General features: G+C 57.3%; 20 protein-coding genes and 1 pseudogene. 15 read left to right on the top strand and 6 right to left on the bottom strand.

Annotated features, from left to right (window positions below):
* The first annotated feature begins 127 nt into the window (after positions 1 to 127).
* A complete protein-coding gene (gene queE, locus ACFX4U_RS10775; protein WP_313506357.1) occupies positions 128 to 799 on the top strand; it encodes a 7-carboxy-7-deazaguanine synthase QueE in 672 nt (223 codons plus the stop codon).
* Between the two features lie 217 nt (positions 800 to 1016).
* Positions 1017 to 1802 (top strand): SDR family oxidoreductase, encoded by a 786-nt coding sequence (locus tag ACFX4U_RS10780; RefSeq protein WP_313506602.1) that lies wholly within the window; start codon positions 1017 to 1019, stop codon positions 1800 to 1802.
* Positions 1803 to 1900: 98 nt separating this feature from the next.
* Here ACFX4U_RS10780 and queD read toward each other — a convergent pair whose 3' ends face one another.
* Positions 1901 to 2263: a 6-carboxytetrahydropterin synthase QueD gene (gene queD / locus ACFX4U_RS10785; protein ID WP_017458754.1), complete on the bottom strand. Its 363-nt coding sequence runs from the start codon at positions 2261 to 2263 to the stop codon at positions 1901 to 1903.
* A 357-nt stretch (positions 2264 to 2620) separates the two neighbouring features.
* Between queD and cysJ the strand changes: the two genes are divergently transcribed.
* Genes cysJ through cysH form a run of 3 tightly spaced genes read left to right on the top strand, consistent with a single transcriptional unit; the run spans position 2621 to position 6927 of the window.
* Positions 2621 to 4426 (top strand): NADPH-dependent assimilatory sulfite reductase flavoprotein subunit, encoded by a 1806-nt coding sequence (gene cysJ, locus ACFX4U_RS10790; protein ID WP_349350622.1) that lies wholly within the window; start codon positions 2621 to 2623, stop codon positions 4424 to 4426.
* On the top strand, positions 4426 to 6138 hold the full coding sequence (gene cysI / locus ACFX4U_RS10795; RefSeq protein WP_313506359.1) for an assimilatory sulfite reductase (NADPH) hemoprotein subunit: 1713 nt from the start codon (positions 4426 to 4428) through the stop codon (positions 6136 to 6138). Before cysJ ends, cysI begins: the two co-directional genes overlap by 1 nt.
* A gap of 54 nt (positions 6139 to 6192) precedes the next feature.
* Positions 6193 to 6927 carry a phosphoadenosine phosphosulfate reductase gene (gene cysH / locus ACFX4U_RS10800; RefSeq protein ID WP_313506360.1) on the top strand — a complete coding sequence of 245 codons (735 nt, stop codon included), beginning with the start codon at positions 6193 to 6195 and terminating at the stop codon, positions 6925 to 6927.
* Positions 6928 to 6961: 34 nt separating this feature from the next.
* Here the strand turns inward: cysH and hpxZ are convergent, their stop codons facing one another.
* The 4 genes and pseudogenes from hpxZ to ggt all read right to left on the bottom strand — a co-directional run bounded on the left by hpxZ (position 6962) and on the right by ggt (position 10675).
* Positions 6962 to 7345 (bottom strand): oxalurate catabolism protein HpxZ, encoded by a 384-nt coding sequence (gene hpxZ, locus ACFX4U_RS10805; protein WP_045513280.1) that lies wholly within the window; start codon positions 7343 to 7345, stop codon positions 6962 to 6964.
* Positions 7342 to 8718, bottom strand: coding sequence for an AtzE family amidohydrolase (locus ACFX4U_RS10810; protein WP_313506361.1), 1377 nt, complete (start codon positions 8716 to 8718; stop codon positions 7342 to 7344). Before ACFX4U_RS10810 ends, hpxZ begins: the two co-directional genes overlap by 4 nt.
* A gap of 179 nt (positions 8719 to 8897) precedes the next feature.
* Positions 8898 to 9083, bottom strand: coding sequence for an oxalurate catabolism protein HpxX (hpxX, locus tag ACFX4U_RS10815; protein WP_313506362.1), 186 nt, complete (start codon positions 9081 to 9083; stop codon positions 8898 to 8900).
* 9 nt (positions 9084 to 9092) lie between these two features.
* Positions 9093 to 10675 (bottom strand): annotated as a pseudogene (gene ggt / locus ACFX4U_RS10820) (gamma-glutamyltransferase).
* Positions 10676 to 10792: 117 nt separating this feature from the next.
* Here ggt and ACFX4U_RS10825 point away from each other — a divergent pair.
* The 10 genes from ACFX4U_RS10825 (at position 10793) to ACFX4U_RS10870 (ending at position 22594) form a co-directional block, all read left to right on the top strand.
* Complete coding sequence (locus ACFX4U_RS10825) at positions 10793 to 11632, top strand: MurR/RpiR family transcriptional regulator (RefSeq protein WP_065369241.1); 840 nt, start codon at positions 10793 to 10795, stop codon at positions 11630 to 11632.
* Between the two features lie 201 nt (positions 11633 to 11833).
* Positions 11834 to 13072 (top strand): alanine--glyoxylate aminotransferase family protein, encoded by a 1239-nt coding sequence (locus ACFX4U_RS10830; RefSeq protein WP_313506363.1) that lies wholly within the window; start codon positions 11834 to 11836, stop codon positions 13070 to 13072.
* Positions 13072 to 14322, top strand: coding sequence for an allantoate amidohydrolase (gene hpxK, locus ACFX4U_RS10835; protein WP_313506364.1), 1251 nt, complete (start codon positions 13072 to 13074; stop codon positions 14320 to 14322). The genes ACFX4U_RS10830 and hpxK overlap by 1 nt, the downstream gene beginning before the upstream one ends.
* A gap of 503 nt (positions 14323 to 14825) precedes the next feature.
* Positions 14826 to 15542 carry a FadR/GntR family transcriptional regulator gene (locus tag ACFX4U_RS10840; protein WP_305737019.1) on the top strand — a complete coding sequence of 239 codons (717 nt, stop codon included), beginning with the start codon at positions 14826 to 14828 and terminating at the stop codon, positions 15540 to 15542.
* Positions 15539 to 16552: an ABC transporter ATP-binding protein gene (locus ACFX4U_RS10845; protein WP_313506365.1), complete on the top strand. Its 1014-nt coding sequence runs from the start codon at positions 15539 to 15541 to the stop codon at positions 16550 to 16552. The genes ACFX4U_RS10840 and ACFX4U_RS10845 overlap by 4 nt, the downstream gene beginning before the upstream one ends.
* Positions 16549 to 17616, top strand: a complete 1068-nt coding sequence (locus tag ACFX4U_RS10850) for an oligopeptide/dipeptide ABC transporter ATP-binding protein (RefSeq protein ID WP_313506366.1) — start codon at positions 16549 to 16551, stop codon at positions 17614 to 17616. The genes ACFX4U_RS10845 and ACFX4U_RS10850 overlap by 4 nt, the downstream gene beginning before the upstream one ends.
* An 11-nt stretch (positions 17617 to 17627) precedes the next feature.
* On the top strand, positions 17628 to 19142 hold the full coding sequence (locus ACFX4U_RS10855) for an ABC transporter substrate-binding protein (protein WP_313506367.1): 1515 nt from the start codon (positions 17628 to 17630) through the stop codon (positions 19140 to 19142).
* 21 nt (positions 19143 to 19163) lie between these two features.
* A complete protein-coding gene (locus ACFX4U_RS10860; protein WP_305737015.1) occupies positions 19164 to 20108 on the top strand; it encodes an ABC transporter permease in 945 nt (314 codons plus the stop codon).
* Complete coding sequence (locus ACFX4U_RS10865) at positions 20108 to 20983, top strand: ABC transporter permease (RefSeq protein ID WP_020456681.1); 876 nt, start codon at positions 20108 to 20110, stop codon at positions 20981 to 20983. The genes ACFX4U_RS10860 and ACFX4U_RS10865 overlap by 1 nt, the downstream gene beginning before the upstream one ends.
* Positions 20984 to 20992: 9 nt before the next feature.
* Positions 20993 to 22594, top strand: coding sequence for a gamma-glutamyltransferase family protein (locus ACFX4U_RS10870; protein WP_313506370.1), 1602 nt, complete (start codon positions 20993 to 20995; stop codon positions 22592 to 22594).
* A 35-nt stretch (positions 22595 to 22629) separates the two neighbouring features.
* On the opposite strand, the gene ACFX4U_RS10875 is transcribed toward ACFX4U_RS10870, so the two are convergent.
* Positions 22630 to 23400, bottom strand: coding sequence for an amidohydrolase (locus tag ACFX4U_RS10875; protein ID WP_313506371.1), 771 nt, complete (start codon positions 23398 to 23400; stop codon positions 22630 to 22632).
* Positions 23401 to 23476: the final 76 nt, after the last annotated feature.

Consider the following 23476-nt stretch of genomic DNA (forward strand, 5'->3'; position numbering starts at 1 on the left):
ATTTGCCATAACTGATAGTTTTCATTATCAGGAAGTTAAATCGCCCGCCGTGCGCGGCGCAAATGGCACATGATCCCCTGCGGGTTATCTGCAATAATGGCGTTTTTCCCTGGTAATAAGAGCGACGATGCAGTACCCGATTAACGAAATGTTCCAGACCCTGCAAGGCGAGGGTTACTTCACCGGCGTTCCCGCCATTTTTATTCGTTTACAGGGATGCCCGGTTGGTTGCGCCTGGTGCGATACCAAACACACCTGGGATAAGCTCGCGGATCGGGAGGTGTCGCTGTATAGCATTCTCGCGAAGACCAAAGAGAGCGACAAATGGGGCGCGGCAAGCAGTGAAGATCTGCTCGCCATTATCCAGCGCCAGGGCTGGACAGCACGCCATGTGGTCATTACCGGCGGTGAGCCCTGCATACACGATCTCTCGGCGTTGACCACGCTGCTTGAGCACAACGGCTTTAGCTGTCAGATTGAAACCAGCGGCACGCACGAGGTTCGTACCTCGCACACCACCTGGGTCACCGTATCGCCGAAAGTGAATATGCGTGGCGGTTATGATGTCCTCCAGCAGGCGCTGGAGCGCGCCGATGAGATTAAGCACCCTGTTGGCCGCCTGCGCGATATTGAAGCGCTGGACGAGCTTTTGGCACAACTGCACGATGATAAACAGCGGGTCATCGCCTTGCAGCCGATAAGCCAGAAAGAAGATGCGACGCGCTTGTGTATTGACACCTGTATCGCCCGCAACTGGCGACTGTCGATGCAGACACACAAATATCTCAATATTGCTTAATAGAAACCCGCCACTGGCGGGTTTTTTAATACAGAAAGGGAAAATAAAGTGATTATTCCGAAGTGAATTCTCGTGATAATTTAACTTTGACCTTTATCAAGTGCCAGTTTATTTATCTGTGTTAGAAAACGTCCGGTCACGATATTTAAATATTGCAAAAATTCGCTTCGTTATTGCGGAGCGTTGCTTTTTTTCTAAAAGGATTTTGGAACAAGCAATGTCAATGAGATCAATTAATAATTTTTCGCTGGACTTTTTTTCCTTACAGGGGAAAACCGCTATTGTCACCGGCGGTAATAGTGGGTTAGGACAGGCATTTTCCGTTGCGCTGGCAAAAGCCGGGGCAAATGTTTTTATTCCGGCGATTACTTCAGACGGTGGGGAAACAGAAGACGCCATTAAACAGCAGGGCGTAGATGTTGAATTTATGGAAATTGATATTACCGCCGAAGGCGCACCGCAAAAGATAATCAGCGCCTGCTGTGAACGCTTCGGTACGGTTGATATTTTGGTGAATAACGCGGGTATCTGCAAAATGAATAATGTCTGGCAGTTCAATCGCGCTGATTGGGACCCGATGATTAATGTGAATCTGACGGCCGCCTTTGAATTATGTCATGAAGCTGCAAAAGTGATGGCGAAAAACCTTCGCGGAAAAATTATCAATATTTGCTCGGTGCGTTCATTTTTAGGTCAACAGGGATCGCCGGCCTATTCCGCGACAAAACATGCGCTGGCCGGTTTAACAAAAGCCTATTGTGACGAATTGGCGCAATTTAATATTCAGGTAAACGGTATTGCGCCGGGGTATTTCTCCACGGATATCACGCAAATAATTCGTAGCGATCGCAAGCAATATAAATGGGGAATTGATCACACACCGGCTATGCGCTGGGGAGATACGCAGGATTTAATGGGGGCGGTAATTTTTCTCGCCAGCCGCGCCTCGGATTTTGTCAATGGTCATTTATTAGTCGTCGATGGTGGTTATCTGGTGCGTTAAACACTGGTTTGTGAGCGGAGCCGATAAAGCGTGGGCAAATGTGCTGTCAACCCGCAGACCAGCGAGAACGGCTCGCAGGTTGACGGCACGAAAGTCTGTTATTCGCCGCGATAAACGCAGCCCGCCGTACAGGTCTCTTTTACCATTACCGCGCTCAGCAGCGGCACCACCGGTTTCATCTGATCCCAAATCCATTTCGCCAGCACTTCGCTGGTGGGGTTTTCCAGCCCAGGGATCTCATTCAAATAGTAGTGATCCAGGCGCTCGTAAAGCGGCTTAAACGCGGCTTTCAGTTCGGCGAAGTCCATTATCCAGCCGGTATAAGGATCCACCTCGCCGGTGATCTCCAGGCGCACCATAAACGAGTGGCCATGCAGACGACCGCATTTGTGCCCCTGCGGGACATGCGGCAAGTGATGAGCGGCTTCGAAAGTGAAATCTTTAAACAACGTGGTCGACATAATGAACTCTCAGGCTTACAAAAAACCGCCGCATGGTAGCGGAAATGACCTTTTTTAGCATTAACTAAAATCACTAAAAGCGGTTACGACAGAAGCCAAACCGCGACACATTCGTTTTATCAATGTAATTCAATAAGTTATTCAACCGGTTTTAGTGTTAACAACTATAACTAAAACAGGTTAGTTCTTTTGGTTATTTATTATTTCCAACCTTTCTTTAATTGTTATTATCCCCACCGTTAACCTTAGTTTCACTTCACTTTTTTCAAAATTATATCCCCATGGATTTCGCGGCGTTGGCGCGTTCACAGGCTGCGCGAAAGACGAAAGGGAATTGCTACTGGAACAATACGACGCATGACGACCCAGGTCCCACCTTCCGCGTTGCTTCCGCTTAATCCGGAGCAACTGGCGCGCCTCCAGGCGGCCACCACTGATTTAACACCCACCCAGCTTGCCTGGGTTTCCGGCTATTTCTGGGGCGTGCTGAATCAGCAGCCAACTGGCGCAACGGTCGCTGCGACGCCGGTAGCAGAAGCCTCCTCGATTACGCTGATTTCCGCCTCGCAGACCGGTAACGCCCGCCGTGTAGCCGAAGCGCTGCGCGATGATTTATTGGCGGCGAAACTCAATGTTACGCTGGTCAACGCGGGCGACTATAAATTCAAACAGATCGCGAATGAGAAACTGCTGATCGTCGTTGCCTCAACGCAGGGTGAAGGGGAAGCACCGGAAGAAGCCGTTGCGCTGCATAAATTCCTGTTCTCGAAAAAAGCGCCAAAACTGGATGGCACCGCCTTTGCGGTCTTCGGTCTGGGCGACACCTCGTATGAATTTTTCTGCCAGGCCGGGAAAGATTTCGACAGCAAGCTGGCGGAACTGGGTGCTGAACGTCTGCTGGATCGCGTCGATGCGGATGTTGAATACCAGGCCGCAGCAGCAGAATGGCGCGCCCGTGTAGTTGAGGTGCTGAAAGCCCGTGCGCCAGCCTCTTCGCCTGCGCAAACCGCTGTCGCCGCCAGTGGTGCGGTGAATGAAATTTTCTCCAGCCCGTACACCAAAGAAGCACCGCTTAGCGCAAGCCTGTCGGTTAACCAGAAAATCACCGGGCGTGATTCAGAAAAAGATGTGCGCCATATCGAAATCGATTTGGGCGACTCCGGTCTGCGTTATCAGCCGGGCGATGCGCTCGGCGTCTGGTATCAGAACGATCCTGCGTTAGTCAAAGAGCTGGTTGAGCTGCTGTGGCTGAAAGGTGATGAGCCCGTCACGGTTGATGGTAAAACCCTGCCGCTCGCCGAAGCGTTGCAGTGGCATTTCGAATTGACGGTCAATACCGCCAATATCGTGGAAAACTACGCCACCCTGACGCGCAGCGAATCACTCCTGCCGCTGGTCGGCGATAAAGCGCAGTTGCAGCACTACGCCGCGACCACGCCAATTGTCGATATGGTGCGTTTCTCTCCGGCTCAACTGGATGCGGACGCGCTGATTGGCCTGCTGCGCCCGCTGACGCCGCGTCTTTACTCAATTGCCTCTTCGCAGGCAGAAGTGGAGAGTGAAGTACATATCACCGTTGGCGTGGTGCGTTATGACGTCGAAGGCCGCGCCCGCGCGGGAGGTGCCTCCAGCTTCCTCGCCGATCGCGTAGAAGAAGAGGGTGAAGTTCGCGTATTTATCGAGCATAACGATAACTTCCGTCTGCCGGCGAACCCGCAAACGCCGGTGATCATGATTGGGCCGGGCACCGGTATTGCGCCGTTCCGTGCTTTCATGCAACAGCGCGCCGCCGATGAAGCGCCAGGCAAAAACTGGCTGTTCTTTGGCAATCCGCACTTTACCGAAGATTTCCTCTACCAGGTTGAGTGGCAGCGCTATGTGAAAGAGGGCGTGCTGAGCCGCATCGATTTAGCCTGGTCCAGAGATCAAAAAGAAAAAGTTTACGTACAAGACAAGCTGCGCGAACAAGGCGCAGAACTGTGGCGCTGGATCAACGACGGTGCGCACATTTATGTCTGCGGCGACGCCAATCGCATGGCGAAAGACGTTGAGCAGGCTTTACTGGATGTGATTGCCGAATTTGGTGGCATGGACACCGAAGCGGCGGATGAATTTTTAAGTGAGCTGCGCGTTGAGCGCCGTTATCAGCGAGATGTCTACTAATGAGCGAAAAACACCCAGGTCCACTGGTGGTCGAAGGCAAACTGACCGACGCCGAACGTATGAAACGCGAAAGCAACTACCTGCGCGGTACGATTGCGGAAGATTTGCATGACGGTCTGACCGGCGGCTTCAACGGCGACAACTTTCTGCTGATCCGTTTTCACGGCATGTATCAGCAAGACGATCGCGATATCCGCGCCGAACGTGCTGAGCAAAAGCTGGAGCCGCGCCACGCGATGCTGCTGCGTTGCCGTTTGCCGGGCGGAATTATCACCACCAAACAGTGGCAGGCAATTGATAAATTCGCCCACGACAACACGATTTACGGCAGCATCCGCCTGACCAACCGTCAGACGTTCCAGTTTCACGGCATTTTGAAGAAAAATGTGAAACCGGCGCACCAGATGCTGCACTCCGTTGGGCTGGACGCGCTGGCGACCGCCAATGACATGAACCGTAACGTGCTTTGTACTTCGAACCCGTACGAATCTGAACTGCACGCTGAAGCCTACGAATGGGCGAAAAAGATCTCCGAACATCTGCTGCCGCGCACCCGTGCTTACGCGGAGATCTGGCTCGATCAGGAAAAAGTGGCGACCACGGATGAAGAGCCGATCTTAGGCCAGACTTACTTGCCGCGTAAGTTTAAAACCACGGTGGTTATCCCGCCGCAGAACGACATCGATCTGCACGCCAACGACATGAACTTCGTGGCGATTGCGGAAAACGGCAAGCTGGTGGGCTTTAACCTGCTGGTTGGCGGCGGTCTGTCTATCGAGCATGGCAACAAGAAAACGTACGCCCGCACGGCGAGCGAATTCGGTTATCTGCCGCTGGAACACACGCTGGCGGTCGCGGAAGCGGTGGTCACCACCCAGCGTGACTGGGGCAACCGTACCGATCGTAAAAACGCCAAAACTAAATACACGCTGGAGCGCGTTGGCGTTGAGACCTTCAAAGCGGAAGTTGAACGCCGCGCCGGGATCAAATTTGAACCGATCCGCCCGTACGAATTTACCGGTCGTGGCGATCGCATTGGCTGGGTGAAAGGCATCGACAATAAATGGCACCTGACGCTGTTTATTGAAAACGGCCGTATTCTGGATTATCCGGGCCGTCCGCTGAAAACCGGCCTGCTGGAAATTGCTAAGATCCATAAAGGTGAATTCCGCATCACCGCCAACCAGAACCTGATCATTGCCGGTGTGCCGGAAAGCCAGAAAGCGAAGATCGAAAAACTGGCGCGCAGCCACGGGCTGATGGACGCGGTAAAACCGCAGCGCGAAAACTCCATGGCCTGCGTGTCGTTCCCGACCTGCCCGCTGGCGATGGCGGAAGCCGAGCGTTTCCTGCCTTCGTTTGTCGATAAAGTCGAAGCGGTGATGGAAAAACACGGCGTGGGCGATGACCACATTGTGCTGCGTGTGACTGGTTGCCCGAACGGCTGCGGTCGCGCAATGCTGGCGGAGATCGGCCTGGTCGGCAAAGCGCCGGGACGCTATAACTTGCATATCGGCGGTAATCGCAGTGGCACACGCATTCCGCGCATGTACCGCGAAAACATTACTGAACCCGAAATTCTGGGCGCTATCGACGAGCTGGTCGCCCGCTGGGCGCACGAGCGTGAAGAGGGCGAAGGTTTTGGCGACTTCACCATCCGCGCTGGAATTATCCGCCCGGTGCTCGATCCGGCGCGGGATTTCTGGGAATAACGCCTGATTCCTTCCTCCCCGGTCGGGGAGGAAGAGGTGATAAGAGAGGTCAATATGTCCGTACTCGATCTGAACGCGCTAAACGAGCTGCCCAAAGTAGAACGCATACTGCAGCTTTCTGAAACCAACGCGCAGCTTGAGAAACTCAGCGCTGAAGAGCGCGTCGCCTGGGCGCTGGAAAACCTTCCGGGTGAATATGTGCTCTCCTCAAGCTTTGGCATTCAGGCGGCGGTAAGCCTGCATCTGGTAAACCTGGTGCGCCCGGATATCCCGGTGATCCTCACCGATACCGGTTATCTGTTCCCGGAAACCTACCAGTTTATCGACGAGCTCACGGACAAGCTCAAGCTGAACCTGAAAATCTACCGCGCCGAGCAAAGCCCGGCCTGGCAAGAAGCGCGCTACGGAAAACTGTGGGAGCAGGGCGTTGAAGGGATTGAAAAATATAACCACATCAACAAAGTCGAGCCGATGAACCGCGCGCTGGCCGAACTGAACGCAAAAACCTGGTTTGCCGGGCTGCGCCGCGAGCAATCCGGCAGCCGCGCCACGTTGCCGGTGCTGGCTATCCAGCGCGGGGTGTTCAAAGTGTTGCCGATCATCGACTGGGATAACCGCACGGTTTACCAGTACCTGCAAAAACACGGGCTGAATTACCACCCGCTGTGGGATCAGGGCTACCTTTCGGTGGGCGACACGCACACCACCCGCAAATGGGAGCCGGGCATGGCAGAAGAAGAGACCCGCTTCTTTGGCCTCAAACGCGAATGCGGGCTGCACGAAGGCTAATGTTCTCCCTCTCCTTTGCCGGAGAGGGCTGTTGTTACCCCATCACACTCACATGCGCCGCCACAATGCGCCAGCCCCACGGGAACTTCACCCAGGTCTGCATCTGGCGACCAATTTTTTCGCTGTTTTCCCGCGTAAACTCGGTGCTCGCCACCGCCATATCATCGCCAAAAGTGGTGATGGTGGTATTGCGTAGCACGCGCTCAAGCCCGCTGGAGGGGCGAGCGTTGCGAAAATCGCGGATCGCGGCAATGCCGTACAGGTTTTCGGTTGCGCCGTAACGCACAGTGCGTGCGTCATCCCAGAACAGCTCGTCCAGCACATCAATGTCATTGCTGATAAGCGCCTGCTCATAACGGTAAAACGCAGTGGTCACTTCATTGAGGATCGCCGGGCGATCAACATTATCTCGGTTCATGCTGCATCCTGTGGAAAAAGAAGACCGGCCTGCTCCAGCCGCCATGCCGCCTGTAAACAGCGCGCTTCCTGCCAGGGCGCGCCAATAATTTGTACGCCTATCGGTAAACCGCTGGCGGTTTTCAGCGCCACGGTCACCACCGGCAAGCCAAGAAATGAGATCGGCTGCGTTAACATGCCCATGCTCGCTTTTATGGGTAAATCGACGCCGTTAATGTGCATGGTCTGCGCGCCAATCAGCGTTGCACAGCAGGGCGTTGCCGGGGCTAACAGCAGATCGACATCCTTAAACAACGGCAACGTTTTATCGCGAAACCAGGCGCGAAACCGCTGTGCCTGCGTGTACCACGCCGAGGGTGTCATCGCGCCCGCCAGCAGGCGTTCGCGTGAGTTGGGTTCGAACGCGTCAGCGTCGGTGCGCAGGGCGGGTAAATAATGGTTACCGCCTTCCGCCGCCGACAGCAAAAAGGCCGCCGTTCGCGCCAGCTCCGCTTCCGGCAGCGTTATCGCATTGTCAGCATTCAGCGCTCGCGCGATACGGGCAACGGCCTTGCGCGCATCATCATCACACCAGCTTGTGAAATACCCCTCCAGCACGGCGCAGCGCAGCCTGCTTTCCCCATGCAACTGCGGCAAGGCGGTATCACTGGTGCGATCGGATTGCCAGCGATCATCAGGATCGTGCCCCTGCAAAGCGTCATACACCTGCGTTAAATCCTCAACGCTACGCGCCAGCGGGCCGATATGATCGAGGCTGGCGACAAACGGATGGCTACCGCTGCGCGACAGGCGGCCAAATGTCGGTTTCAGTCCGTTAATACCGCACAGGGAGGCGGGTACGCGGATTGATCCGTTGGTGTCACTACCGAGCGAAAAATTGACCATCCCCGCCGCGACAGCCGCCGCCGAACCGCCGGATGAGCCGCCTGCGATACGCTGCGGATCGCGTGGGTTGCGCGTTGCGCCGTAGTGGCTGTTTTCGGTGGTAAAACCATAGGCGTAGGCATCCATATTCAGCGCCCCGGCGAGCATCGCGCCCGCGCGCGTCAACTGGCGAAGCGCAAAAGCATCTGCCGTTGCGGGCGGTTGCTGGCTGAAGAGTTTCGCTCCGGCAAGCGTGGTAACGCCTTCGATATCAAACAGGTTTTTCACCCCATAGGGTACGCCCGCCAGCGCGGGCAATGCTTCGCCATTGGCGATTTGTTGGTCGATTTGCGCGGCCTCAGCCAGCATGCGCATAGCTGTGATGTCAGTAAAGGCGTTGAGGCGCGGATTGTCGCGCTCAATGCGCGCCAGCGTCTGCTGCGCCAGTTCGCTGGCGCTAAAGGTTTTTTCCCGCAGGCCACGCTGAATATCAGCAATCGATAAATTCATAGCCGGTGCTCTCCTGCGTCTTGCTGACGGTGCGCCAGTTCGCTGGCGCTAAAGGTTTTTTCCCGCAGGCCACGCTGAATATCAGCAATTGATAAATTCATAGCCGGTGCTCTCCTGCGTCTTGCTGCCGCTAACGTTTCTTCCCCGCAGACCGCGCTGGATATCAGCAATCGATAAATTCATAACCGGTACTCTCCTGCGCCTTCCTGGCGATGCGGCAGCGTAAAAGCCATTAACGGTTGCGCCATCGCGGCGATTCTGGCGAGCTGGATTTCCAGCTCGGCGCGGCGTGTGTCATCCAGCGGGACATCAAGCAGTTGTTCCATCAGCCGGATATAGGTCGGCCAGTCAAATGTTGTATTCATCATTGCTCCTTAAAATCCCGCTGCGCTGCCGTTACTGCGCGGATCGTAAGCCCCTTCCAGCATGCCGCTGGTGTGGCGCACAATCGCCCCTGCGTGCCCGGTGGCTTCACTCATTCCCGGCAACCACTCAACCTCATGCCCCAGCGCGCGCAGCGCCTGGTATGTCTCTTCGCTAAAGCGACCTTCCAGTTTCAGGCTATCGGATAGCTGCCCCCATGTGCGACCCAGCAACCAGCGTGGGGCGCAAACCGCCTCCTGCAACGGCATGCCCTGCATGACATGGCGGGTAAAAATGGCGGCCTGCGTTTGAGGTTGTCCGTCGCCGCCCATGGTGCCGTAAACCAGCGTGCGCCCATCTTTCAGCCGCGCGGCGGCGGGGTTTAAGGTGTGGAACGGCTGTTTACCTGGCATCAGCGCCAGCAGATGCGCCGGATCGAGACTAAAGGCCGCGCCGCGGTTTTGCAGCAGCACGCCACTTTCCGGCAGCACCACGCCGCTGCCAAATTCGTGGTAAATGCTCTGGATAAACGACACCGCCAGCCCATTTTTATCGATAACCCCCATCCACACGGTATCGCCCGGCCCTTTCCCCTGGCCCCAGGGCGCGGCGCGCTGCTCATCAATGCTGGCCGCCAGCTGCTCCAGCGGCGCTTGTTCCAGCAGGCTCTGTACCGGCAGCGTGACGTGGCGCGGATCGGTGATGTAGCGATCGCGCAGGCCGAAAGCCTTCTTGGTCGCTTCCACAATACGTGAATGGTTTGTACTTCACTTGCCTGCGCCATCTCCAGATGATCGGTAATACCGAGAATGGCCAGCGATACCAGCCCCTGTGTCGGCGGCGTCATATTGAAAATTTCACCCTGGCTATGGCTGAGCTTCAACGGCACGCGGCGCTGGGCGCGATGGTTCGCCAGATCCTGGGCGGTTACGGGTAAACCCAACGCCTGCATTTCGCCGGCGATCAACTGCGCCAGCGGGCCACGGTAAAAACTGTCCAGCCCTTCGGTGGCAAGCTGGGTCAGCGTGCGGGCGAGTTTAGGCTGGCAAAAGCGGCTGCCTGCCTGCGGGGCGTGACCTTGCGGTAAAAAGGTGTCTGCAAAACCGGGGATATCCACCAGTTCCGCATATTTACTTTGCGTGGCGCTGGCTTGTGACTGCGTGACCGGTATGCCGTCGGCGGCGTAGCGAATCGCATCGGCCAGTAACCGTGAGAGTGGAAGCTGCCCGCCGCCGAGCGCGGCGGAGACCTTCAGCGCCTCATCCCAGCCGCTGAGCGTGCCGGGTACGGTCAGCGCGGCAAGCGTCCCGCGATGGGGAATATGCGCGTGACCTGCGTAAAACTCGCGCGTTGCGTGTTGCCCGGCCGCACCGCTGGCGTCGATGGCGAGCGGTTCGCCGTCAGGCGGCACAATCAACCAGAAGCCATCGCCGCCGATGCCGTTCATGTGCGGGTAGGCCACCGCAATGGTTGCCGCTGCCGCCACCATCGCTTCAATCGCGTCGCCACCGTGGCGCAGCACCGACAACGCCGATTCGCTGGCGAGATGGTGCGGTGTCACCGCCATACCGGAGGGGGCCATATTACTTTGCATCGTCACGCTTCCTGTTTTTGCGGGTAAGTGCAGAACACTAAGCAAGAGCTGTTCCAGATTGACGACGGGCGTTTCACTGTGTCAGCTTAACCTGAAACAAAAGTTGCAGGAGAAGCTATGCAGCAGCTGGATGAGCGTTTACGGGCGAGCTTTGACGAGCTATCCCCACAGGAACAACGGGTTGCCTCGTTTATCATTGATCATTTCGACGATCTGGTGAGCTACAACAGCGCCGAACTGGCGCGTTTGAGCGGGGTATCGAAAGCGACCGTCAGCCGTTTGTTTAAGCGGCTGGGCTACGATCGTTTCAAAGAGATGCGCGATGAACTGCGCACGCTGCGCCAGAGCGGTATGCCGCTGACCGAGAACCGCGACGCGGTGCAGGGCAACACACTACTGGCGCGCCATTACAAGCAGGAGATGGCGAACCTGACGCTGTGGGTTAATACGCTGGATGCCGGGCAATTCGCCGAGATTGTCACCGCACTCAACACGGCGAAGCGGGTGTTTATTTTGGGTCTGCGTAACAGCGCCCCCGTGGCGCTACATCTGCGCCAGCAACTGCTGCAAAGCCGTGGCCAGGTGCTATTGATGCCGCAGCCAGGGCAGACGCTGGCGGAAGAAGTGGTCGACATCACCCCGAACGATATGGTGGTGGTGGTGGCTTTTCGCCGCCGCCCGCGCGTAGTGCGCCCGCTGCTGGACGTGCTGCATCAGCAGGGCATTCCGCTGCTGGCAATCAGTGAGCCGCAGGCCGCCAGCATTAAGCCGCTGTGCCGCTGGCACATCGGTTTGCCGCTGGAGAGCGTCTCCGCGTTCGACAGCTACAGCAGCGCCATGAGCCTGGTTAATTTGCTGTCCAATGCCGTGCTGCACACCGCGCTGAGCGAAGGGCGTCAGCGAATTCACCACATCGCTTCGCTGTACGATGAACTGGATGAGCTTGAACACCGGTAGTGCACTATAATGGTGCTTTTGCACCATATTAATGTGTTATGACGGGGCGTTCAGCGCCCCGTTTTTTTTGGATTTGCCTATGAAATAGCGGTTACTCTGCGCTGGTGTCGTTTTTTTGTCTGTGGCACATTAGTTGCAGAATTTAATTAAAAGAATCTTTTGTTTCACATATCCCGCTGTTGCAGACTAAAGGACGCGCCCATGTTTGATTTCCAGCAGTTCCCGCAAATTAATCCGCCTTCGCGCCTGTTGATGGGGCCAGGGCCAATCAACGCCGACCCGCGTGTTCTGCGGGCGATGGCGAGCCAGTTGATAGGGCAATACGATCCGGTGATGACCGGCTACATGAACGAAGTGATGGCGCTTTACCGCGAGGTGTTTCGCACTGAAAACCGCTGGACGATGCTGGTGGATGGCACCTCGCGCGCGGGTATTGAGGCGATCTTTGTTTCCGCCATTCGGCCTGGCAATAAGGTGCTGGTGCCGGTGTTTGGCCGTTTTGGTCATCTGCTGTGTGAAATTGCCCGCCGCTGCCGCGCTGAAGTCCACACCATTGAGGTGCCGTGGGGCGAGGTGTTTAGCCCGGATCAGATTGAAGATGCCATCGTTCGCATCAAGCCGCGCCTGCTGCTAACGGTACACGGCGATACCTCGACCACCATGCTGCAACCGCTGAATGAATTAGGAGAGATTTGCCGCCGCCACGATGTGTTGTTTTATACCGACGCCACTGCTTCACTCGGCGGCAACCGGTTAGAAAGCGATGCGTGGGGATTAGATGCCGTTTCCGCCGGGTTGCAGAAGTGCCTTGGCGGCCCGTCCGGGAGTTCGCCCATTACTCTTAGCGCACGAATGGAAGCCGCAGTACGCGCGCGCAAATGCGTAGAACAAGGCATTCGCACCGAGGCGCATCAGGACGGCGCAGAGGAGATGATCTACTCCAACTATTTCGATCTCGGCATGGTGATGGATTACTGGGGGCCGGAACGTCTGAATCACCACACGGAAGCGACCAGCATGCTGTTCGCCGCCCGCGAATGCGCGCGCATTATGCTTGAAGAGGGCATGGAAAAGCTGGTTGCGCGCCATGAACTACACGGTCGCGCAATGCTGGCGGGCATCCAGGGCATGGGGCTGGAGGTGTTTGGCGATATCCGGCACAAGATGAACAACGTTCTCGGCGTGCACATCCCGCGTGAAGTGCATGGCGAAGAGGTGCGTAAATGTCTGCTGGATGATTTCCATATTGAGATTGGCACCTCGTTTGGCCCGCTGCAGGGCAAGATCTGGCGCATCGGCACCATGGGCTATAACGCGCGCAAAGATTGCGTACTGCAAACGCTGACCGCGCTGGAAGCGGTGTTGAACCGACTGGGTTTTCGCACCGTTCAGGGCGCGGGCATGCAGGCGGCATGGGACATTTACGAAGGAGTCAGTTAATGATGACGTCTTTCGATGCCGCGCAAGCCGCCAGCCGGGTTATGCAGCGCTGTGATGCGCTGGCGCAAATCAGCGAAACGCCGGGCCAACTCACCCGTGTTTATCTCTCGCCCCAGCATTTGCAGGCAAATGCGCTGGTTGCCGGGTGGATGCAGCAGGCGGGGATGCGCACCTGGCAGGATGCGGTCGGCAATATTTTTGGCCGTTACGAAGGTATCGAAGCGGGAGGCCAGGCGCTGCTGCTCGGTTCGCATCTTGATACCGTGCGCGATGCCGGGCGCTACGACGGTATGCTTGGTGTGCTGGCGGCGATTGAAGTTGTTGATGGCCTGAATCGGGCCAACCTGCGCGGCAGGCAGGCGATCGAGATTGTCGGTTTTGCTGACGAAGAGGGCACAAGATTTAACATCGCGCTGCTGGGTAGCCGTGGGCTAACCGGCAGCTGGCCGCAAGCGTGGCTGGCCTGTGAAGATGCGCAGGGCGTTAGCGTAGCACAGGCGCTGGAACAGGCCGGGTTGGATCCCACGCAGATTGCCACTGCGCAGCGCCCGGTCGGGGATTTTTCCGCCTATCTGGAGCTGCATATTGAACAGGGGCCGGTGCTGGAAGACGCGGATCTGGCGCTCGGCGTGGTCACGGCAATCAATGGTGCGCGGCGGCTTAGTTGCCGTTTTACCGGTGAGGCCGGGCACGCCGGTACGGTGCCGATGCCTCATCGCCGTGATGCGCTGACCGCTGCCGCCGAATGGATACAGATTATCGAACAGGCAACGATCGATGCCGGCCCGGAGATGGTTGCCACCGTTGGCACATTGCAATGCGAACCCGGTGCGGTGAATGTGATCCCCGGCGCGGTTGGGCTTACGCTCGATATCCGTAGCCCGCACGATGATAAGCGCGAAGCGTTGCTCAACCACTTGCTGGACGAAGCCAACCGCATCGCCCGGCAACGCAGGCTTGAGTTCCGCCACGACATTTTTTACACCATTGCCGCCACGCCGTGCGATATGCCACTGCGTGAAGAGCTGGCTGATGCGGTACACACCGTGCAGGGGAAGGTTTTATCTCTGCCGAGTGGCGCAGGGCATGATGCTATCGCCATTGCTGAACGCTGGCCTTCCGCCATGCTGTTTGTGCGTTGTTATAAAGGCATCAGCCATCATCCGGCGGAAAGCGTGTCCTGTAGCGATGTCGCCCATGCGCTGCGCGCTCTGAGCCTTGCGGTAGGAAGGCTTATTCACGCGGCGTAGCGTCAAGCTGTTACCACCGTGTCAGCGTGCGGTTATCGAGGATCACGGTAAAAATATCAGCCTGCCATTCTGTTCGGGCACACCTGAACCGTGGCTGCTTTGATAGTGAATTCGCCATGCTGAGAACAGGCCGGGTTTGCAGGCGCGGCAGGTTGTGTTGGTTTCTGTCTTCGACGTAGTGATTGAGAACGGGTCATTTCGCCTCCTCATCACTACGTCCCTGTCGTGTTCAGGTCGTTCCCTCTTAGGTTCCTTTCTTCCCTTTTAGTGCATTGTTTGCACGCTAACTGTGCATTTCATCGCCAGCATTCGCAGGTATCTGTGACGTCCTCTGTATTAGCCAAAAAATAAACATTAATAAATCAAAGTATTAACAAAAATTTATCGAACCAATGCCGTATTGGTTCGCGAATTGCTTTGTAAACAACGAGGCATACAGACGGCATAAGCATTAACTGTCTGTAATTAAATAGAAAGATAACGCGAAATGCGGATGAACCAATATGGAAAAACCGTCACGCTATCTGGCAAATTCCAGTACGGCGCTTGAACAACTTCGTGGGCTGATCCACCAGCATGAGTCAACACCAGGGACTCCTCTGCCCACGGAACGTGAACTGGCGGAAAGCTTAGGCGTCGGGCGACGAGAAGTGCGTCGCGCGCTGGACGTGCTGGAAGAGGAGGGGCGGATCTGGCGCAAACAGGGCAAAGGCACCTTTATTGGCCCTGCGGCACCGGTTGCTTCTCTTGCACTACAGGGACTGGTGCAACAAACCAATATGCTGGAAGTGATGGAAGCCCGTCTGCAAATTGAGCCCGGTCTTGCGCGGCTGGCGGCACTTCGCGCCAGCCCGGAAAATCTGGCGCTGATGCAGCGCATGCTGGAACGCATCGACAACGTTAACCCGGATGATCCGGATCTGAATGAGCTGTGGGACAGCGCTTTTCACCGGGCTATCGCCGAGGCGGCAGGAAACCGTCTGATGCTCGGTCTTTTTGACACGCTTGACGCGGTGCGGCGCGAACCGGCCTGGCACCATCTGCGTGAACTGGCGCGAACGCCAGCGAAAGTGGATCGCTACAACGATCACCATCACCGCATCATGATCGCTATTCGCCAGCGCCAGCCGCATGAGGCGGCGACGGCGATGCGCGAACACTTGCTCGACCTGCAACATGCGCTGATCCAGGCCATTCATCTTGAGGACGATACCCCATGACGACGATCCCGTTTAAAGAGGCTGTGCCGGTGCTGCGTCTGCATAACCTGGAAGTGCAGTTTGCTGGCAGCCCGGTGAGCGTACTGGACAGGATTTCGCTCTCTGTCAAAAGCGGAGAAACGCTGGCGCTGGTCGGTGAATCCGGCTGCGGTAAAAGCATCACCTCGCTGGCGTTGATGGGGCTGCTGCCCACCAGCGCGCAGATCCTTAGCGGCGAAATGCAGTTTCGCGAGCGTAACTTACGCCAACTCTCCCCACGCGAATATGCCGACCTGCGCGGCAATGAACTGGCAATGATTTTTCAGGAACCGATGACCTCGCTCAACCCGGCATTTACGCTCGGCGACCAGCTCAGTGAAGCGGTGATTCGCCACCAAAATGTGTCGGCGAACGCAGCGCGTGAGGCGGCGCTCCACATCCTGGAAAAAGTGCAGATCCCGGCAGCGGAGATGCGCCTGAAAGCGTATCCGCACCAGCTTTCCGGCGGTATGCGCCAGCGGGTGATGATCGCGATGGCACTCATCAACAAGCCGCGCCTGTTAATTGCCGACGAACCGACAACCGCACTGGATGTAACAATTCAGGCGCAGATCCTCACGCTGCTCAATACCCTGAAAGCCGAAACCGGCACCGCCGTATTGATGATCACCCACGATCTCGGTGTGGTGGCGGAAGTGGCGCAGCAGGTGGCGGTGATGTACGCCGGACAAGTGGTGGAGCAGGGCAGTGTGGAGGTGATTTTTGCCGATCCGCAGCACCCGTACACCATTGGTCTTATGGGATCTATCCCTTCGCTGGGGGCGCGCAAAGGGCAACTGTCGACCATTCCCGGCGCGGTGCCGTTGCCGGAAGCGATGCCGCAAGGCTGCCGTTTCGCCACCCGTTGCCCGTTTGCGCAGACGCGCTGCCGGGAGCAAAAACCCCCACTGACACCGCAAGGGAAGGGCCATCTGGTGGCCTGTTTCCGTGTGCCACTTGAACAGCACATCGCGCTGGGAGAAACTGCATGAGCACGCCGATCCTCGAAGCTTTTGATCTGAGCAAACGCTTTGCCGGGCCAACCCGCTTGTTCGCGCCAAAACGTTATGTCACCGCCGTAGATCGTATTTCTCTGGCGGTTTACCCCGGCGAAACGCTGGCGATTGTGGGAGAGTCTGGTTCAGGAAAATCGACGCTTGGTCGCCTGCTATTGCGGTTGCTGGCGGCGTCCGAAGGGCGCGTTTACTACCAGGGGGAAGAGATCACCCATGCCAGCGGTGCGCGATTAAACCAGCTTCGGCGCGAACTGCAAATTATCTTTCAGGATCCGTTTGCTTCGCTCAACCCGCGTATGACCGTGGAGCAAATTGTCGGCGAGCCGCTGTGGTTGCACCAGAAAATGGGCAAAGCGGAGCGCCAGGCACGCGTTTCGGAACTGCTTGGCACCGTGGGCCTGCCTGCGGCGTGGGCCAGACGCTACCCGCATGAGTTTTCCGGCGGCCAGCGCCAGCGTATTGGCATTGCCCGCGCGCTGGCTTCCGGGCCGAAATTGCTGCTTGGCGATGAACCGGTTTCCGCACTGGATGTGTCGGTGCAAGCGCAGGTAGTCAACCTGCTGGAGACGCTGAAACAGCAGCTTGGTTTAACCATGATCATTGTCGCGCACGGGCTGGCGGTGATCCGCCATATGAGCGACCGCGTGGCGGTGATGTACCTTGGGCAAATCGTGGAAATGGCAACGGTGGATGAGATCTTCGATGCGCCGCTGCACCCTTACACCCAGGCGCTGATTGCGTCCGCACCGCAGCCGCAACCCGGCATTGTGCGCGAAACGCCGCTATTGCAGGGCGATTTACCTAATCCCGCAAGCCCGCCGCAGGGCTGTCGTTTTCATACCCGCTGCCCGTTTGCGACAGACGAGTGCCAGCAACGTGAGCCCATCACACAGGTACTCGAAGGCGGTCGCCAGGTCTCTTGTCATCGCTGGCAAGAGATTAACCGCGACCGCAGCGTGATTCAGATTGCTCCCCCCTCAGCCGCGTTCTTGCGCCGTCGTGCGCTGTTTGAACACGCGGCCTCTCACTCCTCCCTTTAAAGGAAACAATAATGATGATGCGAAATTCGCTTTTGACCGTTCTGGGAAGTGTCATGTTGCTGGGTGCGGCACTGCCTGCCCAGGCGGAAAGTGTGCTGCGCGTGGGTCTTGGCGCGGATCCGGATATGCTCGATCCGCACCTGGCGCGTACTTACTATGGCCGCTTTGTCTTCGCTTCACTGTGCGACAGGCTGGTGGACGTCGATGAAAACCTGAAAGTGGTGCCAGGGCTGGCGAAGGCCTGGTCGTGGAGCGAGGATGGCAAAACCCTGACCGTGGATCTGCGTGAGGGCGTGACCTTCCATGATGGCGAGAAGTTTGACGCCACAGCGGCGAAATTCAGTCTCGATCGTGCGCTGACGCTGCCGGGTTCGCTGCGTAAAAGTGAAATCTCCTCTATCGAGTCCGTGGAGGTCAGCGGACCGCTGCAAATCAAGCTGCATTTGAAAACGCCGGACTCGGCGTTGCTGATGCAATTAACCGATCGCGCTGGCGCGATGCTGGCGCCGAATGCGGCGAAGAAAGCGGATTTCGCCGCCCACCCGGTGTGTTCCGGCCCGTATAAATTCGACAGCCGTGTTTCACAAGACCGTATTGTGTTGTCGCGTTTTGATAACTACTGGAACAAAGGTGCGTACCACTTCGACAAAGTTATCTACCTGCCAATCCCGGATGCCTCCGTGCGACTGGCGAACCTGCGTGCGGGCGATCTCGATCTGACCGAAGGGATTGCCGCCAGCGATGTGAAAACCGTAGAGGCCGATAGCAAACTGCAACTGGCGAAAGTAACAGGGCTGGGGTATCAGGGCATCACGTTTAATATCAATAACGGCAAGGTCCCCGCCAACGATCCGTTCAAAGATGCGCGCGTGCGCGAGGCGTTCTCGCTGGCGATTGATCGCGAGGCGCTCAACCAGGTGGTCTTCGAAGGGTTATACGCCCCGGCGAACCAGGCGTTCTCTCCGGTCAGCCCGTATCACGTCAAACTGCCGGTGCCCGCGCGCGATGTGGAAAAAGCCAAAGCGCTGCTGCAAGCGGTGGGGGTGAAGACGCCGCTCACCGTCTCACTGCTGGTGCCGAACAACCCGACGTCACAGCAGGTGGGCCAGGTGTTGCAGGCGATGACCGCCGAAGCCGGTTTCAATGTCAATCTGCAAATGACCGAATTCGCTACCCTGCTGGACAGGCAGCAAAGCGGCGATTTTCAACTGAGCTACTCCGGCTGGTCTGGTCGTCCCGATCCTGATGGCAGCATCTTCGGCTTCATTAATAGCAAAGGGACGCTCAACGATGGTCGCTACAGCAACCCGCAGGTGGATGAGTGGCTGACGCAGGCGCGTTTGCACAACGATCCGGCAACCCGCCAGGCGTTGTATGAAAAGGTGGTGAAGCAGTTGCAAACGGATATGCCGATTGCCTACCTCTACTTTGAACCGCGCCTGTTTGGGCTGAACAAAAAAGTGCAGGGCTTTAAACCTTACCCGGACGGCATTGTGCGTCTGGCGGGTCTGTCGCTCGCCAACTAAACGGCATCGCCTGGAGAAACCATGCTGGAATTGATTTGCAAACGCCTGCTGCTCGCCGTTCCGACCTTGCTGCTGGTCAGCATGATGGTGTTCGGTTTGCAAAAGTTGCTACCCGGCGATCCGCTCACTGCGATGCTGGGCGAGGAGCGCGATCCGGCGGTCATCGCCCAGTTGCGTGCGGAGTTGAACCTGGATGCGCCGATTCCGGTGCAATATTTTCACTGGCTGACCCGCGCACTGCAGGGCGATCTTGGCGTCTCGTTGCGCACGCAGGAGCCGGTAACGCACCTGATTGCCACCAAGCTGCCGGTGACGCTTGAGATGTCGCTGCTCGCGATGGTTATTGCGCTGCTGTTCGGCATCAGCATGGGCATTCTGGCGGCGGTGAACAAGAATAGCTGGATTGATCACGGCGCTAATTTTGTGGCGATATCCGGCATTTCGGTGCCGCACTTCTGGCTGGGGATCCTGCTGATCCTCATCTTTTCCGTCAACCTGCAATGGCTGCCGGCGTCTGGTTTTGTGCCATTTAGTGAAGATCCATTGCAGAACTTGCGCACGCTGTTGTTGCCCGCGCTGGTGCTGGGAACGGGGCTGGCGGCAACGTTAATGCGCCATACTCGCGCGTCGATGATTGCGGTGCTGAAAGCGGATTATATTCGCACTGCGCGCGCCAAGGGGTTGCTGCCAAAAGCGGTGATCATGAAGCATGCGTTCCGTAATGCGCTGGTGCCGGTGATCACCCTGACCACGCTGCTATTCGGCGAACTGCTGGGTGGCGCGGTGCTGACTGAGCAGGTGTTTACCATTCCCGGTTTCGGCAAGATGATTGTCGATTCGGTGTTCAACCGTGACTATGCGGTGGTGCAGGGTGTCGTGCTGGTGGTGGCAATGGGTTTTCTTGCGCTGAACCTGCTGGCGGATGTGCTGTATGTGTTAATCAACCCGAAAATGCGGAGCGAATAATGGCCGAACTGTCCACCACCGGCGTGGCGGCATCGCTGCCGCGTACGGAAAACCGGGTGCTGAAGAAGTTCCTCGCTAACCGTAGTGCGGTGATTGGCGCGGTGATTGTCGGTGTGTTTGTGCTGATTGCGCTGTTCGCGCCATGGATCGCGCCGTTTGATCCGGTCAAAGCGAACTTCCTGGCAGTACGCAAACCCCCGTCGGAGCTTTACTGGTTCGGCACTGATGAGTTGGGGCGCGATATTCTCTCGCGCATGATTTGGGGGGCGCGCACGTCGCTGCTGGCGGGGTGCGTGTCGGTGGTGATCGCCGTGGTGATTGGCGTACCACTCGGTTTGCTGGCGGGTTACTTCCAGGGCGTCTGGGACGGGGTGATTTCCCGCGTTATCGAAGCGCTGCTCGCCTGTCCGTTTCTGATTATGGCCATCGCACTGGGGGCGTTTCTTGGCCCCAGCCTGACCAATGCGATGATCGCTATTGGCTTGTCGGCGATGCCCATCTTTGCCCGCCTGACGCGCGGCCAGGTGATCGCGATTCGTAACGAAGAGTATATCGACGGCGCGCGGGCGATTGGTCTGCCGGATCGCTGGATCATCCTGCGTTATGTGCTGCCGAATGTGATGTCGCCGATCCTCGTGCAGGCCACGCTGGCGATTGCTTCGGCGATCATTACCGAAGCGAGCCTGTCGTTTCTCGGCCTTGGCCAGCAGCCGCCCTATCCGTCTTGGGGCGCAATGCTGAACACCGCGAAGGGCTTTCTGGAACAGGCTCCCTGGATGTCTATTTTCCCCGGCGTAACCATCTTTCTGACCGTGCAGGGATTTAATTTACTCGGTGACGGGCTGCGCGATGCGCTCGATCCGCGCCACGACTAAGGAGTTCTGATGACAAAAGCGATTGATTTCAATGTAAATTACGCCTCACATCGCGCACCGATGATTGGCCGTAACGCGGTAGCCACCTCACAGCCGCTGGCGGCACAGGCCGGGATGCGTATGCTTGCACTCGGTGGTAACGCGGTGGATGCGGCGATTGCGACCGCGATGGCGCTCACCGTTGTCGAACCGACCGGCTGCGGGATTGGCAGCGATGCCTTCGCCATTGTCTGGGATGGCTCACAATTACATGGATTGAATGCTTCCGGGCGTTCGCCCGCGAGCTGGCATGCGGATATGTTCGCCGGGAAAACGGCAGTGCCGGAACTGGGCTGGGATGCCGTCACTGTGCCGGGCGCGGTATCCGGTTGGGTGGCGCTGGCGGAACGTTTTGCCACACTGCCGCTGACCACGCTGGCGCAGCCGGCCATTGAGTATGCGCGCCACGGTTTTCCCGTCTCGCCGTTGATTGGTCATTTGTGGCAGCGCGGCTATAACAAACTCAAAGATCAGCCGGGCTTTAGCGCCTGCTTCGCACCCGAAGGGCGCGCACCGAAGATCGGTGAAATTTTCCGTAATCCGGCGCAGGCACGCACGCTGGAGTTGATTGCTCAAACCAATGGCGAGGCGTTTTATCGCGGCGAACTGGCGCAGAAGATTGCCGCATTCGCCAAAGCACACGGTGCGCACCTGAGCGAGGCTGACCTGGCGAATCACAAAGCCGATTGGGTCACGTTGCTGTCGCGTGAGTTTGCCGGTGGCTCCGTGCAGGAGTTACCGCCGAATGGGCAGGGGATCGCCACGCTGATTGCGCTCGGCATTCTTGAGCAGTGCGATATGGGTCGTTATCACCCGGACTCGGTGCAGTCGCTGCATCTTGCCATTGAAGCGATGAAGCTGGCACTGGCCGACCTTGACCGTTATGTTGCCGATGACGCACACCTGGAGTTTGCTGCAGAACTGCTCCTCAGTGACGATTATCTGAAGTCGCGTGCGGCGCTAATAGATCCCGATAACGCATCTGATTTTGTCTATGGCGCACCGACGCAAAGCGGCACGGTTTATCTCTCTACCGCTGATGCCAGCGGCATGATGGTGTCGTTTATTCAGTCCAACTTTATGGGGTTTGGCTCCGGCGTTGTGGTGCCGGACACCGGTATCAGCCTGCAAAATCGGGGCTGCGGTTTTGTGCTTGATCCAAAACACCCGAATGCGCTGGCGGGCAGCAAGCGCCCGTTTCACACCATTATTCCCGGTTTTGCGATGGGAGCCGACGGTAAACCGCTCATGTCGTTTGGCGTGATGGGCGGGCCGATGCAGGCGCAGGGACATTTGCAGATGGCGTTGCGCATTATGTTGCATGGGCAAAATCCGCAAGCGGCGATAGATGCGCCGCGCTGGCGAGTGATTCAGGGACGCGAAGTGGCGCTGGAATCAAGCTTCGATCGCAACGTGATTGCGGCGCTGCGCGAGCGCGGGCATGTGATAACGGTGGAAGATCCGCTGGCTGGCTATAACTTTGGTGGTGCGCAGGTCATTTACCGGATGCCGGAAGGTCACTATGTCGCGGCGACAGAGAGCCGCAAAGACGGGCAGGCGTTAGTGAGTTGATTAGCCCCCTCTCCCGGCAGGGAGAGGGGATCGCCTTACTCCAGCGTAAAGGGATCGGCATCCTGCCAGGCCGGAAACTTCTCGCGATACTCCTGTAACGCACTGAGTGACAACTCGGCGTCAATGCGCGTCGCCTGGTGCGGTTCGGCGGTGGCGATGATTTCGCCCTGCGGGCTGATAACCCGGCTGTCACCACGATAGTGGTGGCCGTTGCCATCGGTGCCGACGCGGTTGCAGCCCGCCACCCAGGCGAGATTTTCAATGGCGCGGGCAACCAGCAGCGATTGCCAGTGCAGCGAGCGCGGCGCTGGCCAGTTGGCAACATAAAGCAGCAGATCGTAATCATTGCGGTTGCGCGACCACACCGGAAAACGCAGGTCGTAACAGACCAGCGGCAGAATGCGCCAGCCGCGCCACTCAAACACCACGCGCTCATTACCCGCTTCGTAGTGATGGTGCTCATCGGCCATGCGGAACAGATGGCGTTTATCGTAGAAGTGCACCTTGCCTTGCGGTTCGACCAGCAAAAAGCGGTTCACCGGGCCGCGTTCGGTTTGCAGCGCGGCGCTACCGGCGACCAGCGCATCGGTCTGGCGCGCTTTGTTCTGCATCCAGGCAATGACCTCATCTTGCGGCATGGATTGTTTCGCCGCCTCCATGGCAAAACCGGTGGTGAACATTTCCGGCAGCACAATCACATCACGCCCGGTGACGTCTTCTAACTGGATATCGAAATGGCGCAGGTTTGCGGGGCCATCCATCCAGACTAACGGTTGTTGTAACAGCGTAATTTTTAAACCAGGCACAATAGCAACTCCCCCGTAAGACAGCATTTGCACACTGTAGCATGAGGATAAATAAAAAAACCCGCGTGATGCGGGT

The organism is Kosakonia sp. YIM B13588 (assembly GCF_042788165.1).
Classification (GTDB): Bacteria; Pseudomonadota; Gammaproteobacteria; order Enterobacterales; family Enterobacteriaceae; genus Kosakonia; species Kosakonia sacchari.